The 14,541-nt window shown below is 73.0% G+C and carries 10 protein-coding genes and 1 tRNA gene; 4 read left to right on the top strand and 7 right to left on the bottom strand.

Annotated elements, in window-relative coordinates; all coding sequences use genetic code 11:
- Window positions 1-52 precede the first annotated feature (52 nt).
- Window positions 53-1,492: a serine/threonine-protein kinase gene (locus ACZ4MF_RS05040; protein ID WP_467489879.1), complete on the top strand. Its 1,440-nt coding sequence runs from the start codon at window positions 53-55 to the stop codon at window positions 1,490-1,492.
- Here the strand turns inward: ACZ4MF_RS05040 and ACZ4MF_RS05035 are convergent.
- The gene (locus ACZ4MF_RS05035) at window positions 1,456-2,859 is read right to left on the bottom strand and encodes a hypothetical protein (RefSeq protein ID WP_467489877.1); all 1,404 of its coding nucleotides are present in this window, start codon (window positions 2,857-2,859) and stop codon (window positions 1,456-1,458) included. The genes ACZ4MF_RS05040 and ACZ4MF_RS05035 overlap by 37 nt on opposite strands.
- Before the next feature lie 265 nt (window positions 2,860-3,124).
- Window positions 3,125-3,253, bottom strand: a complete 129-nt coding sequence (locus ACZ4MF_RS05030) for a DLW-39 family protein (protein WP_003999697.1) — start codon at window positions 3,251-3,253, stop codon at window positions 3,125-3,127.
- 348 nt (window positions 3,254-3,601) lie between these two features.
- On the opposite strand from ACZ4MF_RS05030, the gene ACZ4MF_RS05025 reads away from it, so the two are divergent.
- Window positions 3,602-3,952, top strand: coding sequence for a DUF6344 domain-containing protein (locus ACZ4MF_RS05025; protein WP_356025904.1), 351 nt, complete (start codon window positions 3,602-3,604; stop codon window positions 3,950-3,952).
- Window positions 3,953-4,144: 192 nt separating this feature from the next.
- The gene (locus ACZ4MF_RS05020; RefSeq protein WP_467489875.1) at window positions 4,145-4,915 is read left to right on the top strand and encodes a glycosyltransferase family 2 protein; all 771 of its coding nucleotides are present in this window, start codon (window positions 4,145-4,147) and stop codon (window positions 4,913-4,915) included.
- 9 nt (window positions 4,916-4,924) lie between these two features.
- Here the strand turns inward: ACZ4MF_RS05020 and ACZ4MF_RS05015 are convergent, their stop codons facing one another.
- Together ACZ4MF_RS05015 and ACZ4MF_RS05010 are read right to left on the bottom strand one after the other, a co-directional pair.
- Window positions 4,925-5,119, bottom strand: a complete 195-nt coding sequence (locus ACZ4MF_RS05015) for a ferredoxin (protein WP_467489873.1) — start codon at window positions 5,117-5,119, stop codon at window positions 4,925-4,927.
- 451 nt (window positions 5,120-5,570) lie between these two features.
- On the bottom strand, window positions 5,571-6,035 hold the full coding sequence (locus tag ACZ4MF_RS05010) for a hypothetical protein (protein ID WP_467489871.1): 465 nt from the start codon (window positions 6,033-6,035) through the stop codon (window positions 5,571-5,573).
- Window positions 6,036-6,638: 603 nt separating this feature from the next.
- Here ACZ4MF_RS05010 and ACZ4MF_RS05005 point away from each other — a divergent pair.
- Window positions 6,639-10,766: an nSTAND1 domain-containing NTPase gene (locus tag ACZ4MF_RS05005; RefSeq protein ID WP_467489869.1), complete on the top strand. Its 4,128-nt coding sequence runs from the start codon at window positions 6,639-6,641 to the stop codon at window positions 10,764-10,766.
- Between the two features lie 211 nt (window positions 10,767-10,977).
- Here ACZ4MF_RS05005 and ACZ4MF_RS05000 read toward each other — a convergent pair.
- The 3 genes from ACZ4MF_RS05000 to gyrA all read right to left on the bottom strand — a co-directional run bounded on the left by ACZ4MF_RS05000 (window position 10,978) and on the right by gyrA (window position 14,518).
- Window positions 10,978-11,054 (bottom strand) — tRNA-Ile (locus ACZ4MF_RS05000).
- Window positions 11,055-11,166: 112 nt separating this feature from the next.
- On the bottom strand, window positions 11,167-11,901 hold the full coding sequence (locus ACZ4MF_RS04995; RefSeq protein WP_467489867.1) for a DUF3566 domain-containing protein: 735 nt from the start codon (window positions 11,899-11,901) through the stop codon (window positions 11,167-11,169).
- A 19-nt stretch (window positions 11,902-11,920) separates the two neighbouring features.
- On the bottom strand, window positions 11,921-14,518 hold the full coding sequence (gyrA, locus tag ACZ4MF_RS04990) for a DNA gyrase subunit A (RefSeq protein ID WP_467489865.1): 2,598 nt from the start codon (window positions 14,516-14,518) through the stop codon (window positions 11,921-11,923).
- Window positions 14,519-14,541: the final 23 nt, after the last annotated feature.

The following is a 14,541-nucleotide window of genomic DNA, read 5'->3' as shown; positions in this document are numbered from 1 at the left end:
GGACACCGGGCGGGGGACATCGCGGAGCCAGGGGGAGGAGCGGCGGGCTGCCATGGGTGAGGTCTTCGCCGGCCGGTACGAGCTGGCCGACCCGATCGGCCGCGGCGGCGTGGGCGCCGTCTGGCGTGCATGGGACCACCGCCGACGGCGTTATGTGGCGGCCAAGGTGCTCCAGCAGCGCGACGCCCACTCCCTGCTGCGCTTCGTGCGCGAGCAGGCCTTACGGATCGACCATCCCCATGTCCTCGCCCCGGCCAGCTGGGCCGCCGACGACGACAAGGTCCTGTTCACCATGGATCTGGTCGCCGGCGGCTCCCTGGTCCACCTGGTCGGCGACTACGGCCCCCTGCCGCCGGGCTATGTGTGCACCCTGCTCGACCAGTTGCTGTCCGGTCTCGCCGCCGTCCACGACGAAGGCGTCGTCCACCGGGACATCAAGCCCGCCAACCTCCTCCTCGAAGCCACCGGCACCGGTCGGCCCCGGCTGCGGCTGTCCGACTTCGGCATCGCCATGCGGCTCGGCGAACCCCGCCTGACGGAGACCAACCTCGTGGTGGGCACGCCCGGTTACCTCGCGCCCGAGCAGCTGCTCGGCGCCGATCCCGACTTCCCGGCCGACCTGTTCGCCGTGGGTCTGGTCGCCCTGTACCTCCTCGAAGGCGCCAAGCCGGACGCCAAGGCGCTCGTGCGGTACTTCACCGAGCACGGGACGCCGGGACCCCCCAAGGGCGTACCCGAACCGCTCTGGCAGGTCGTCGCGGGCCTGCTCCAGCCTGACCCGGCCACGCGCTTCCGCACCGCCACGGGGGCCCGCAAGGCGCTCGCCTCGGCCACCGAACTCCTGCCGGAGCCGGACCTCGACGACGAGTTGATCGAGATCTTCGACCAACTCGGCCCGCTGCCCCCCGGGTTCGGCCCCGACGGCCCCCTCACCAGGGCCTCCGGAGTGGCCGTCGAACCGGCCCAGGACACCGACACCGGCGTCGGCGCCGCCGGCCCGTCCGCGGACACCGGCTCACTGTCGGACACCGGGAGCTTCCGGCTGCCGCCGCCCCAGGAGACCCGCGAAACCCCTGAGGCCCCTGAGATCCCGGAAACCCCGAAGACCCCGGCTCCCCAGCCGTACACCCCGGCCCCCGAGCCGTACGCCACTTCCCCGCACACTCCGGCAGCACCGCCCCCGCCCCTTCCTGCGCGGGCCCGGCCCGAGTCCCCCACCCCCCAGCCGTACTCGCCCGCCTACCCGTACGGGAACCCGGCCCCGGACCCGGAGCCGTACGCCATCGATCCGTCGGTCACCGCGTCGTACACCACCCGGAACCCGGCTCCCCCGGTGCTCGCCCCCGCCTCCGCCCCCGCGCACGGTCGTCGTGGGCGCCGGGCGCGGCGCAGCCGGCCGCGGCCCAGGCCGTCGGCCAGGGTGGCGGTACCGATCCTGCTGCTGGCGCTGGCCTGTTACGCGGTGGGTTTCTGGGCGCTGGCCCGCGTCTGAGTGCGGCGGGCCGCCAGCGTCCACCCGCCGAGCACCGCGAGCAGCAGGGTCCCCGTGCCGATCCCACCGGCCGCGACCAGCTTCAGCACGGGATCGCCGCCCCCGCCGCCCGCGCCCCCGGTGGCCCCGGTGGCCCCGGTGGCCCCGGTGAGCGCGGCCGCCCGGTCCTGTCCCGTGACCGTGAAGACGTCCCCCGGCACGGGCCGGCCGGCGTACTGCGGGCCCGCGTGCGCCCGACCGGACACCTGGACCCGCAGGGTCACGGCGAACGGCCCCCGCCCGAAGGTGCCGGTCAGCCGCTCGCTGAGGTGCAGCACCAGGTAATAGTCCCCGGCGAAGCGGACGGAGGTCACCGCGGCCGGGACGGCGTAGCGGTTGGCGTACTCCACGGGCGGGACCGGGGCGAGGACGGCGGGCCGGGCGGTGCCGGTGTAGCCGAGGGCGGTGTCCTCGACGGTGCCGCGCACCGGGTTGTGGAGGGAGAGGTCCAGGGCGCCGCCGACATAGCCCTGGCCCGCGGCGGCGCCCAGTTCGGCGGAGGCGTGCAGTTGCCGGCCCCAGTCGAGCGGCACCTTGTAGAAGCGGGTCTCGCCCGGCACCAGTTCGGTGCGCCAGACGCCTTGGCCGAGCGCAGGGGCGGAGGCGAAGCCCGTGCCGCCGGACCGCTCCCGCGGTGTGCCGGCGAGCGGCTCGGGGGTGGCGGAGTCCCAGGTCCGCGGGGCGGTGGTGGCCTCGGCACGCGCCGTGCGCGGTTCCGTCGCGGGCGCGATCTCCAGGTCCCACGGCCGGTCCGGACCGGCCCCCGGCGTCGTACCGGCCGTCGTACCGGCTGGTGCACCGGTCGTCGTACCGGAGCCGCCGGTGCCGAGGCGCTGGACGATCACGTAGTACGTGCCGCCGCCCTGGCACAGCGACCTGCCCGTCTCGCGCTCCCCCAGTGCCGTGACCGGGTGCGGGCTGAGCGCGGCGCCGAAGCGGGCGGAGGCGAAGGAGCACTGCGTGCCCCCCGCGTCCTGGACCGTCACGCTGATGCCGTCGGTGCTGGAGACGGTGGCGTCCGCCGGGGGTACGGCGGTGACGGGGACGTACGCCGTGTCGCCGGCCGTCAGCCGGATCCGGTAGGAGAGCCTGCCGGCGACCGGCAGGGAGCTGCGGTAGACCCCGCCGGGCTCCAGCCGGCCGGCGTCCGCACCGCCCTGGCCGCCCGCGACCGTACGCGCGCCGGGCGCGAAGCCGTACGACACGTCGCCCGCGGCGGCGGCCGCCGGCACACCGGGCGGCGCGAACAGGGCGAACGAGACGAGCACGACGCTCAGCCCCGGCAGCAGCGCCGCCCGCCCCACCGTCCGCCGCCTTCGCCCCCGCACGTACCGGCCTCCCCAGTCGTCGCTAGCCGTACCGGACCACGGCCCGCCCCGAGCCGGACCGGACCGTGGCACATCCTGCCCCGCGCGGCCCCACGCCATCCGGGGAACGCGTACGGCCGTCCGAAACGCCCCGCATCGCCCGGCGGGCGGCGTGCGCCGAGACGACGGGGTGCACGGAACGCCTACCGCACCCCGCGCGACCCCGCAAACGCAGAACCCCGGCCGCTTCGGCGACCGGGGTCTGTCCAGATTCTGGTTTCGGCACTCACGAACCCGTGGGCACGGAGTCAGTCGCCTCCGTCCACAGGTCCTGCTCGGCGCGATCCGCCTGGATCTGGCGGTACACGAGGAGCCCGCCGATGGCGGCCAGTGCGACCAGGAGCAGCTTCTTCACCGCGCGACCTCGTCTTTCCTTGACGTAGGGGACCTCTGGCGCCCGACTATACACACCGGCCGATATCGATCGGTGACCTGCGCAGGAGCTCAACTGCCGCTCCCGGAGCCGCAATAGACCAGGTCCGAGACCGATGCGATCGGAGGGTGATCACACCTCCACGGTCCGTTACTTCACTCCCTCTTCGGTCGCCCTCACCGGCCTTTGGGAGTTTCCGACCCTCTTGCCGCCATCCGGGTGGTGTTCATCGGAACATCGACGCGCCACGGGCGGAGGTCCACCACTTCGCGTCGCTCATACACATCATGAGGAAAGTACGCAAATCGCCCAACCCGAAAGTGAGGGGCCATGACCCAGAACAAGGTCATGAAGCTGTGGACCGCCTTCGTCACCGCCTTCCTCGCGCTGTGCACGGCGCTCGGACTCGTCACCACCGCCACCGCCACGACCGCGGCGGCCGCTCCCCGCACCGAGACCCCGAGCAAGGACAGCGCGGAACAGAACGTCCCGACGATCCCGGCGCAAAGCCACTGGGCCTGGTCCTACGGCAGGGCACTGCCCCCCACGATGAAGCAGCGGATCCGGGCCGAGGCCCACGGCAAGACCCCGGCTTGCCGGCACCGGCCCCTCGACACGACGGAAGCGGAGAACGCGGCCGCGGCCCCCGACCATCCCTCGTCGGCGTCCCTCGACTGCTGACCCGCCGTTCTCCCGCCGCTCGACGCGGCGCACCAGCACCGCAGCCGTCTCGACGACACAAGGGCGACTTGCGTACCCCAAGCAGTCAGTCGAGACGGAAGAACCCCCGGCCGGGCAGGCCGGGGGTCTCGCGCTGTCGTCATCCGCGCCGCCTGCGAGGATGACCGGCAACGCTCCCGAAGAGGTAAAGGGGTGAGTGCTGCCGTGACCCGGCGCGTCACCGTTGTCACCGCTGTCCACGGCCCGTCCGCCCGGTTCCTGCCGGACGCCTACGCGTCCCTGAGCGCACAGAAGCTCCCCGCCGGCTGGGAGTGGGAGTGGCTGGTCCAGGAGGACGGGACGACGGACGAGGTCCGCCCCCACATCCCGGACGACGCGCGCGTGAGCTTCCGTCAGGGCCGTCCCGGCGGGCCCGGTACGGCCCGGACGATCGCGCTGGCACGCGCCGAGGGCGAGTACGTGAAGGTGCTGGACGCCGACGACCGGCTCACCCCGGGAGCGCTCGCCCGCGACCTGGCCGTGCTGGAGGCCGACCGCACCGTCGCCTGGACCACCTCCCGGGTCCTCGACCTGCTGCCCGACGGCTCCACGGCCGGTTTTCCCGGCGATCCGGCCGAGGGCCCGCTCGAACGCGGTGTCGTGCTCGACCACTGGAAGCGGGGCGGCTTCCGACCGCCCGTCCACCCGGCGACCCTCTGCGTCCGCCGGGACCTGCTGACCGCCCTGGGCGGCTGGATGGCCCTGCCGGCGTCCGAGGACACCGGTCTGCTACTCGCGCTGAACGCGGTCGGCCGCGGCTGGTTCTCGGCGCAGGTCGGCCTGCTGTACCGCAAGTGGGAGGGCCAGATGACGGGCCAGGCGTCCCACGTCGACCCCGCCGAGCGCGCGGCCCGGACGGCGGTGGTGGAGGCCAGGGCCCGCGCACTCGCGGACCTCGGCTGGACCTATCCGCCCGCGCGGTGAGTCCCGCCGTCACGCCCCTTCCTGGAGCCTGATCGCCTGCGAGGGGCACCGCTCGGCCGCCTCCCGGACCTCGGGGGCGTCCGCGACCTCCGCGCGGCCGGGCCGTACGGCTCCGTACCCGTCCTCGAACGCGAACACGTCCGGCGCCCGGTACGCGCACTCGGCGGAGCCGTAGCACAGGGAGCGGTCGACGGAGACCTTCATGCGTCCTCCAGGCGTCAGCTGGCTTCCAGGACGTCCCTGCCCCGCGGACCGCGCCCTGAACCCGGCCGACCCGAGCGGGGTCGTGGGGCCCCTCCCGCGCCGGGGCCTGTCGTCACCTTCCCGTCGTCCGCCCGAAGGGCGGGCCGCGCGGCGTCCGGTGCGTGCGGCTGCACGGCGGAGGAGGGAGTCGACGCGTGAGGCCCCTCCCGCGCGAGCGAAGCCGAGCGCGGGGGAGTCGGCGACCGACGACAACGCGGCTGGGGGTGCCTCCTCTGGGGAGCGCGTGCCAGGCGTCGCGCGGCAGGCGGGAAGGTGACGACAAGCCCTAGGGGCCCCTCCCGATCGAGCGAAGCCGAGCGTGGGGGAGAAGCCGAGTGTGGGGAGCGTGCAGCTGCGAGGCGGAGGAGCGAGTCGGCGCCCCGCGACGCCGGGACGATCCGAACGACACCCCCTACGGCCGGCCGGCCGCGACCGAGAGCCAGTGGGCCACCCGGCGCACCGTCGGCTCGTCGAGCAGGTCGGCCAGTACCCGGACCGCCTCGCCGTCCTCGGCGCTCAGATCGTGCAGGCCCGCCTTGCCCAGGCCGGCCATCAGGACCTGGTGACGGCGGTCCGTCATGCGTTCCGCGAGCACGGCCGGTGCGGCGGCGCCGGGCGCGGGCCCGTCGGCGGGGGCGGCGGGCGCCCGGCCGGCCGGGGCGTCGAAGAGGCGCCAGGCGCCGTTCTCCGGCCCCCACAGCGCGACCGTCACCTCCTCGCCGCGCGCCCGTACGGTCCGTGTCATGTCTGCGACGGCGTAGAGCACGGGCCCCCGGTCCGGGGACTCGGCCCCCACGGTCCAGGAGTCCTGTGCGGACGGGCGGAACATCGCGACCCAGCGCGGAGCACCGGGCGGGCACGGGGGACGTTTCTCCATGACTCTCACCCCTTCGGGAACAGTCGGCGGAGCGCAGGTTATCTGACGGAGCGTCAGACATCCATGCCCGTCCGGAGCGCGCGCACGCGGCGGTCCCGACCCGGGCGACACGTACAGGCCCGATTCGGGTGATCTGTGAGCATGTCCGCGCAACGGCGAACCGTGTGAGTCCGGTATGAGTCCGCCGCCCGCTCGGCACCGGTCCCTCCCCTCGTGGGGACCGGTACCGAGCGGTGCGGGGCTGACGGCCCGTGGCGCGTCGGCTCGCCACGGGCCGTGGAAGGGAAGCCGGTTGCCGCACTGGTCGCGGGAACACGCGACGCTCCACAGCCGCTCCCTGCCTACTGCGGAGCCCGCTCGCCCGCTCTCGGTGGAAGTTGGCCGAGATCCTTCGGCGACCCGATCCGTATCTCCGGATATCAGCCCGATGGCCTGTCCGGACGGTGTGTGACGGCTCCGCTACCCGGTCCGGATCCTGCCATCTGTTGTCCCCCGGGAGGAGGCTGCGGCGTCCGGTGCAGTGCTTCCGCGCAGGTCAGGCGTATAGGGTGAGTTTTCCGGTCCGGACATCCAGATGCGGGGGGAAAGAAAAGGGGAGGGACCTTGAGTTCCGACTCAGGGACACGCACAGCTTTCGCCGAGCGCCTCGCGCTGCTGTACAAGGAGGCCGGAAACCCTCCCCTCAAGAGCGTCGCCGAGGCGGTCGTACGGCTCCAGCGGGTCGACGAGCGCGGCCGGCCCGTGCGCGTGTCCGCGCAGCGGATCAGCGACTGGCGCCGGGCCAGGAACGTACCGGCCCAGTTCACCGCCCTCGCGGCCGTGCTCCACATCCTGATCCCGGAGGCCCGCCGACTGCGGCCCGCACCGGTCTCCACCGGCCTGTACGACCTCACGCACTGGCAGCGCCTGTGGGAGCGCGCGCTGGCCGACCCGGTCGGCGACCGGCCCGCACCGCCCGCCGAGGAGGACCAGCGGCCACCGGCCCAGGCCCCGCCCGTCACCGGCGGCGTCTGCCCCTACCGAGGGCTGGCCCCGTACCGGCAGGAGGACGCCCGCTGGTTCTTCGGCCGGGAGCGCAGCACGGGCGCGCTCGTCGAGCAGCTGAACGCCGCCGAGCGCACCGGCGGCCTCGTGATGCTCGTGGGTGCCTCGGGGGCGGGCAAGTCGTCGCTGCTCAACGCCGGTCTGGTGCCCGCGCTGCGGGACGGCGCCCCGGTGGCGGGCCGGCCCGGACGAGCGCAGCGGGACGGGGGCTCCCCCGGACGAGGTCCGGGGGAGGGCACCGTGCTCCAGCTGGTCCCGGGCGCCGATCCGCTGGGCGCGCTGGTCGACCGCGTCCCCGAGCTGGGCCAGGTCGCCGCGGCCGCGCGCGAGGCCGAGCGGGAGGCGACGCGCAACCCCGCCGCCCCCGGCTGCGACACGCCCCGGATCGCCCGGGCGGCACGCGAGGCGGCCGCGGCCTGGGCACGCCGGGAGACGCACGAAGAGGCGCCCACCGAGGGGCTGCCCGACGGCGAGCCCGCGAGCGCTCCGGCCCCGGGCCCCCGCCCGGTCGTCATCATCGACCAGTTCGAGGAGGCCTTCACCCTCTGCCCCGACGAGGCGGACCGCCGTACCTTCATCCAGTTGCTGCACGCCGTCTGCACCTCGCCCGCCGGGGCGGACGGCCCCGCCCCGGTCGTCGTCGTACTCGGCATACGGGCCGACTTCTACGAGCAGTGCCTCGGCTATCCGGAGCTCGCCGACGCCCTCCAGCACCGGCACATGGTGCTCGGCCCGCTGACCAGCGGCGAGCTGCGCGACGCGGTGACCGGCCCGGCCAAGGCGGTCGGCCTGGAGCTGGAGCCTGGGCTCGCCGAGCTGATCGTGCGCGAGGTGAGCGCCGACGGCCCGCGCGGAGCGCATGACGCGGGCGTGCTCCCGCTGCTCTCGCACGCCCTGCTCGCCACCTGGCAGCGCCGCAAGGCCGGACGGCTGACCCTGGCCGGCTACCGGGCGGCCGGCGGGATCCAGGGCGCGGTCGCGGCGACCGCCGAGCGCGCCTGGTCCGGGCTCGACCCCGCGGCCCGTACGGCGGCCCGGCTGCTCCTGCTGCGCCTGGTCCGGCTCGGCGAGGACACCCAGGCCACGCGCCGGCGCGGCACCCGGCGCCAGCTCGCGGCGGAGTCGGCCGACCCCGGCAAGACGGAGGAGTCGCTGGAGGCCCTGGTGCGGGCCCGGCTGGTGACGCTGGACGCGGACACCGTGGAGATCACCCACGAGGCGCTGCTGCACGCCTGGCCCCGGCTGCGGCACTGGATCGACGACAACCGCAACGACCATCTGCTGCGCCAGCGGCTGGAGGAGGACGGCCGGTCCTGGGAGGACTCGGGCCGGGACAGCTCGCTGCTCTACCGGGGCTCCCGGCTGGAGCAGGCCCGCGCCTGGGCCGGATCCGCCGGTGACACCGTCCTCACCCGCAGCGCGGTGGAGTTCCTGGCCGCCTCGGTCCGGCTGCGCCGGCGCTCGGTGTGGCTGAGCCGGGCCGCGGTGGCCGCGCTGGTCGTGCTGGCCCTGGTGGCCGGCGGGTCGGCGGTCATCGCCCGGCAGCAGCGGGACGACGCCGTCTTCGAGCAGATCCTCGCCGAGGCCGACCGGGTCCAGCACACCGATCCCTCCCTGTCCGCCCAGCTCGACCTGGTCGCGCACCGGCTGCGCCCGGACGACGAGGGGACGTACAGCAGGCTGATCTCGATCGTGAACGCCCCGCTGGCCACCCCGCTGACCGGCCACACCGGCGCCGTCTACCTCACCACCTACAGCCCCGACGGCCACACCCTGGCCACGGCCAGCTACGACCGGACGGTCCGGCTGTGGAACGTCGCCGACCCGAACCGCCCGAAGCCGCTGGGCAAACCGCTGACCGGCCACACCAGCTGGGTGAGCAGCGCGGTCTTCAGCCCCGACGGCAAGACCCTGGCCAGCGCCGGCGACGACGGCACGATCCGGCTGTGGAACGTCGCCGACCCGGCCCACCCGGTGTCGCTGGGCACGCCGCTGACCGGCCACAAGGGCACGATCTACCTGATCGCCTTCAGCCCGGACGGCCGCACGCTGGCCAGCGCGAGCGAGGACCACACCGTACGGCTGTGGGACGTGGCCGACCCGCGCCACGCGCGGCAGACCGACGTCCTGCGCGGGCACACCGCCGCCGTGCGCGGCGTGGCCTGGAGCCCCGACGGCAAGACCCTGGCGGCGGGCGGTGACGACGACAGGATCCTGCTGTGGGACGTGACCGACCCGCGCCACGCGCGGCAGTACGGCACGGCCCTCGAAGGCCACACCGACCTCGTGCACTCGGTGGCGTTCAGCCCCGACGGCCGCACCCTCGCCTCCGGCAGCGCGGACGACACGGTCCGCCTGTGGAACGTCACCGACCCCGCCCGCCCCTCCTCGCTCGGCGCGCCGCTGACCGGGCACACCGGCCCGATCTGGTCGGTCGCCTTCAGCCCGGACGGCAGCCGGCTCGCCGCCGCGAGCGCGGACAGCACGGCCAGCCTGTGGAACGTGACCGATCCGGCGTCCCCGTCCCAGGTCGGGGAGCCGCTCGCGGGCAGCAGCGGCGAGATGTACGCCCTGGGGTTCAGCCCCGACGGACGGACCCTCGCCACCGGCAGCGGCGACAGCACGGTGCGTCTGTGGTCGCTGCCGACCTCGGACGTCATCGGCCGCACCGGCGCGTTCCGGCCGGACGGACGGGTACTGGTCACGGCGGCGCGGGACGGCAGGCTCCGGCTGTGGAACGTGACGCGGCCCAGCCGGCCCGTGCGCCTGAGCGCACCGTTCATGCAGGAGGACGGCGGCCATCGCGCGATGCGGTTCTCCCCCGACGGCCGCATCCTCGCCGTCCTGACCAACGACCACTCCGTGCACCTGTGGAACGTCACCGACCCGTCCCACCCCGTCGCCGCCGGACCGCCCATCGCCCTGCGGACGCGCTTCGCGGGCCCCCTCACGCTCTCCTTCAGCCCCGACGGCCACACCCTGGCCAGCGCCTACAACGACACCACCATCCGGCTGTGGAACATCACCGACCCCGCGCACCCCACCGCGCTCGGCGAACCGCTGACCGGCCACCGCGGCTTCGTCAACGCGATCTCCTTCAGCCCCGACGGCCGCACCCTCGCCTCCGGCAGCGCGGACGACACGGTCCGCCTGTGGAACGTCACCGACCGGGCCCGACCCACCGCGCTCGGCCTGCTCACGCAGCACTCCGGTCCGGTCAACGCGATCGCCTTCAGCCCGGACGGGCACGTTCTGGCCAGCGGCAGTGACGACGACACGGTCCGCCTGTGGAACGTCACCGACCCGGCCTCGGCGACCGAACTGGGCGCGCCGCTCACCGGCCACACCGAGGCGGTCAAGCTGCTGGCGTTCAGCCCGAACGGGCATGCGCTGATCAGCGGCGGCAACGACAACACGGTCCGGCTGTGGAACGTCACCCACCCCGCCTCGGCGACCCCCATCGGCCAGTCGATGAGCCCCAACGCCCGATCGGGCACGTTCCTGTCGTTCAGCGCCCGGGGCAACGCCCTCGGGCTCTCCAGCGGCACCGACACGCTCCGCCTGTGGAGCCTGGACGACGCCGCGGCGATCAGCCACATCTGCGCGGTCACCCGGGGCGTCCTGACCCCGCAGAAGTGGCACGAGTACCTCCCCCGCCTCTCCTACGACCCCCCGTGCGGTCGCTGATCGGCCAACCTGCCTGATTCCCGGCCGACTTGGCCCCGTAATCCGCCCAACCTTGTTACCCTTGGCCATAACCCGATCGCTGGTGCATCCCCCGTCGCCAGCGGTCGGGTCTTTTTCGTTCGCGTTCGTTCGCCTTCGCTCACGCGGGCCGCCCCCACCGCACCCGGGAACGCCGAAGGCCCCCGGTCCACTGGACCGGGGGCCTTCATGCTGGTGGGGCTAACAGGATTTGAACCTGTGGCCTCATCCTTATCAGGGATGCGCTCTAACCAACTGAGCTATAGCCCCGCCGCGCTTTGCGGTGTGTGTCCCGCGCGCTGACTCCTGAAGATTAGCGCACGACCACGGCAGTCCCAAAATCGGTTGTCGGGGGACCGTCACAAGCGTGCTGCCGGGCGGGTCACTCGTCCTCGGCGAGGGTCAGCTCGATGCCGCCCACGAAGCCCGCGGAGAGGTTGTAGATGAACGCGCCGAGCGTCGCGAGCGCCGTGGCCAGCACCACGTCGATGACCGCGATGATCGTCGTGAACGTCAGGACGTGCGGGAGGGACAGGAACGACTGCAGGTCGAAGCCGTTCGCCTCGTTCGACCCGGTCGCCTCCGAGATCGTGCCGCCGACCGTCGAGAACACGCCCATCGCGTCCATGACCATCCACAGCACCGCCGAGGCGACGATCGTGCAGATGCCGAGCGCGATGGAGAGCAGGAAGCTGACCTTCATCACCGACCACGGGTCGGCCTTGGCGACCCGCAGCCGCGCCTTGCGGGTGCGCGGCGTCGTCCGCACTCCGGTGCGCGGCCGGCGCACCGCACCGGCGGGCGCCTGCGCCGGGTAGGCCTGCGGCGGGTGGTACGGCCCCGAGGGCTGCTCCGGGGTGCGCTCGTGGGGGAGCGGCGACGCGGGCTGCGGCTCGCCGACCGGGGCCGGGCCTCGGGTGTCCGTCACAGTTCCCCCCTGGGGTGCCGACGTGCCGGAAGAAGCCCTGCCCGGAGTCCCGGAGTCCTTCACCGGCTTCAGGTTGGTCGTGTGCGGGTCGCTCGCGCTCCCGCCACGCGCGACGGAGCCACGGCCGCCGCCGTCCGATTCCGTACCCGTGGAGGTACCGGCCGATCCGGCGCCCGTGGCTCCGCTCACGATGACTCACTCCTCGTGCCTACTCGGCCGAGGGCACCTCACCCTCGTCCGTGCCGGTGGCCTCGGCACCCTCGGCGGTCTCGTCGACGACGTCCTCGCCGTCGACCTCCTCCGCCTCGCGTCCGGCCTCGGCGTTACGTGCGATACCGACCACGGCATCGCGCTTGCCCAGGTTGATCAGTTGGACGCCCATGGTGTCACGGCCCGTCTCCCTGACCTCGCTGACTCGCGTACGAATCACACCGCCGGAGAGCGTGATCGCGAGGATCTCGTCGCTCTCCTCGACGACCAGCGCCCCGACGAGCGAGCCACGGTCCTCCACGATCTTGGCGGCCTTGATGCCGAGGCCGCCGCGGCCCTGGACGCGGTACTCGTCGACGGCGGTCCGCTTCGCGTACCCGCCGTCGGTGGCAGTGAACACGAACGTACCGGGTCGCACCACATTCATCGACAGAAGTTCATCGCCCTCGCGGAAACTCATACCCTTGACACCGGAGGTGGCGCGGCCCATCGGGCGCAGCGAGTCGTCGGTGGCGGTGAAGCGGATCGACTGTGCCTTCTTGCTGATCAGAAGCAGATCGTCGTCGGCCGAGACCAGCTCGGCGCCGATCAGTTCGTCGTCGCTGCCGTCCTCGCGCTCGCGCAGATTGATCGCGATCACGCCGCCGGAGCGGGGCGAATCGTAATCCTTCAGAGGCGTCTTCTTGACCAGACCGGACTTGGTGGCGAGCACCAGGTACGGCGTCGCCTCGTAGTCCCGGATGGCCAGGATCTCGGCGATCGCCTCGTCCGGCTGGAAGGCGAGCAGGTTGGCCACGTGCTGGCCGCGCGCGTCCCGGCCGGCCTCGGGCAGCTCGTACGCCTTCGCCCGGTACACCCGGCCCTTGTTGGTGAAGAACAGCAGCCAGTGGTGCGTGGTGGAGACGAAGAAGTGGTCGACGATGTCGTCTTCCTTCAGCTTCGTGCCGCGCACGCCCTTGCCGCCGCGCTTCTGCGCCCGGTAGTCGTCCGTCTTCGTGCGCTTGACGTAGCCGCCGCGCGAGACGGTGACGACGATGTCCTCCTCGGCGATCAGGTCCTCGATGGACATGTCGCCGTCGTAGGGCACCAGCATGGTCTTGCGGTCGTCGCCGTACTTCTCGACGATCGCGGCCAGTTCCTCGCTGACGATCCCGCGCTGGCGGACCGGCGAGGCCAGGATCTCGTTGTACTCGGTGATCTTCGCCTGGAGTTCGTCGTGCTCCTGGACGATCTTCTGCCGCTCCAGGGCCGCGAGGCGCCGCAGCTGCATCTCCAGGATCGCGTTGGCCTGGATCTCGTCGATCTCCAGCAGGCCCATCAGGCCCGTGCGCGCGACCTCGACGGTCTCGCTGCGCCGGATCAGCGCGATGACCTCGTCGATCGCGTCCAGCGCCTTCAGCAGACCGCGCAGGATGTGCGCGCGCTCCTCGGCCTTGCGCAGCCGGAAGCGGGTGCGGCGGACGATGACCTCGATCTGGTGCGTCACCCAGTGCCGGATGAACGCGTCCAGCGAGAGGGTGCGCGGGACGCCGTCGACCAGCGCCAGCATGTTCGCGCCGAAGTTCGTCTGGAGGTCGGTGTGCTTGTACAGGTTGTTCAGGACGACCTTGGCGACCGCGTCCCGCTTGAGGACGATGACGAGCCGCTGGCCCGTGCGCGACGAGGTCTCGTCACGGACGTCCGCGATGCCGCCGATCTTGCCGTCCTTCACCAGGTCGGCGATCTTCTGCGCCAGGTTGTCCGGGTTGACCTGGTACGGCAGTTCGGTGACGACCAGGCACTGACGGCCCTGGATCTCCTCGACCTCGACCACCGCGCGCATCGTGATCGAACCGCGCCCGGTGCGGTACGCCTCCTCGATGCCCTTGCGGCCCACCACCAGCGCGCCGGTCGGGAAGTCCGGGCCCTTGATGCGCTCGATGAGGGCGTCGAGCAGCTCCTCGTGCGAGGCCTCCGGGTTCTCCAGGTACCACTGGGCACCGGCCGCGACCTCGCGCAGGTTGTGCGGCGGGATGTTGGTCGCCATGCCGACCGCGATGCCTGCCGAGCCGTTGATCAGCAGGTTCGGGAACCGGGAGGGCAGGACGGTCGGCTCCTGGGAACGGCCGTCGTAGTTGTCCGTGAAGTCGACGGTCCCCTCGTCGATGTCGCGGACCATCTCCATCGACAGCGGCGCCATCTTGCACTCGGTGTAGCGCATGGCGGCCGCCGGGTCGTTACCCGGGGAGCCGAAGTTGCCGTTGGAGTCCACCAGCGGCATCCGCATCGACCACGGCTGGGCGAGGCGCACCAGGGCGTCGTAGATCGAACTGTCGCCGTGCGGGTGGTAGTTGCCCATGACGTCGCCGACCACGCGCGCGCACTTGTAGAAGCCGCGCTCGGGGCGGTAGCCGCCGTCGTACATCGCGTACAGCACGCGCCGGTGGACGGGCTTGAGGCCGTCCCGGACGTCGGGCAGCGCGCGGGACACGATGACGGACATCGCGTAGTCCAGGTACGAGCGCTGCATCTCCGTCTCGAGCCCGACGGGCTCGACGCGCAGTACGGCGTCGCCGGCCTCGGTCTCGGGAGTCTGCGGGGTGTTCTCGTCGGCCATTGCTGGTGAAGATCCTTCCTGGT

The organism is Streptomyces sp. NPDC025793 (assembly GCF_055558375.1).
Note: the sequence above shows the minus strand (reverse complement) of the source record. Positions and strands in the feature narration are given on the sequence as shown.

What these genes read in the sequence shown, in the direction of transcription:
- ACZ4MF_RS05010 (WP_467489871.1), bottom strand. Translation starts at nt 6,035, where the DNA reads ATGGAGAAACGTCCCCCGTGCCCGCCCGGTGCTCCGCGCTGGGTCGCG.
- ACZ4MF_RS05015 (WP_467489873.1), bottom strand. Translation starts at nt 5,119, where the DNA reads ATGAAGGTCTCCGTCGACCGCTCCCTGTGCTACGGCTCCGCCGAGTGC.
- gyrA (WP_467489865.1), bottom strand. Translation starts at nt 14,518, where the DNA reads ATGGCCGACGAGAACACCCCGCAGACTCCCGAGACCGAGGCCGGCGAC.
- ACZ4MF_RS05025 (WP_356025904.1), top strand. Translation starts at nt 3,602, where the DNA reads ATGACCCAGAACAAGGTCATGAAGCTGTGGACCGCCTTCGTCACCGCC.
- ACZ4MF_RS05040 (WP_467489879.1), top strand. Translation starts at nt 53, where the DNA reads ATGGGTGAGGTCTTCGCCGGCCGGTACGAGCTGGCCGACCCGATCGGC.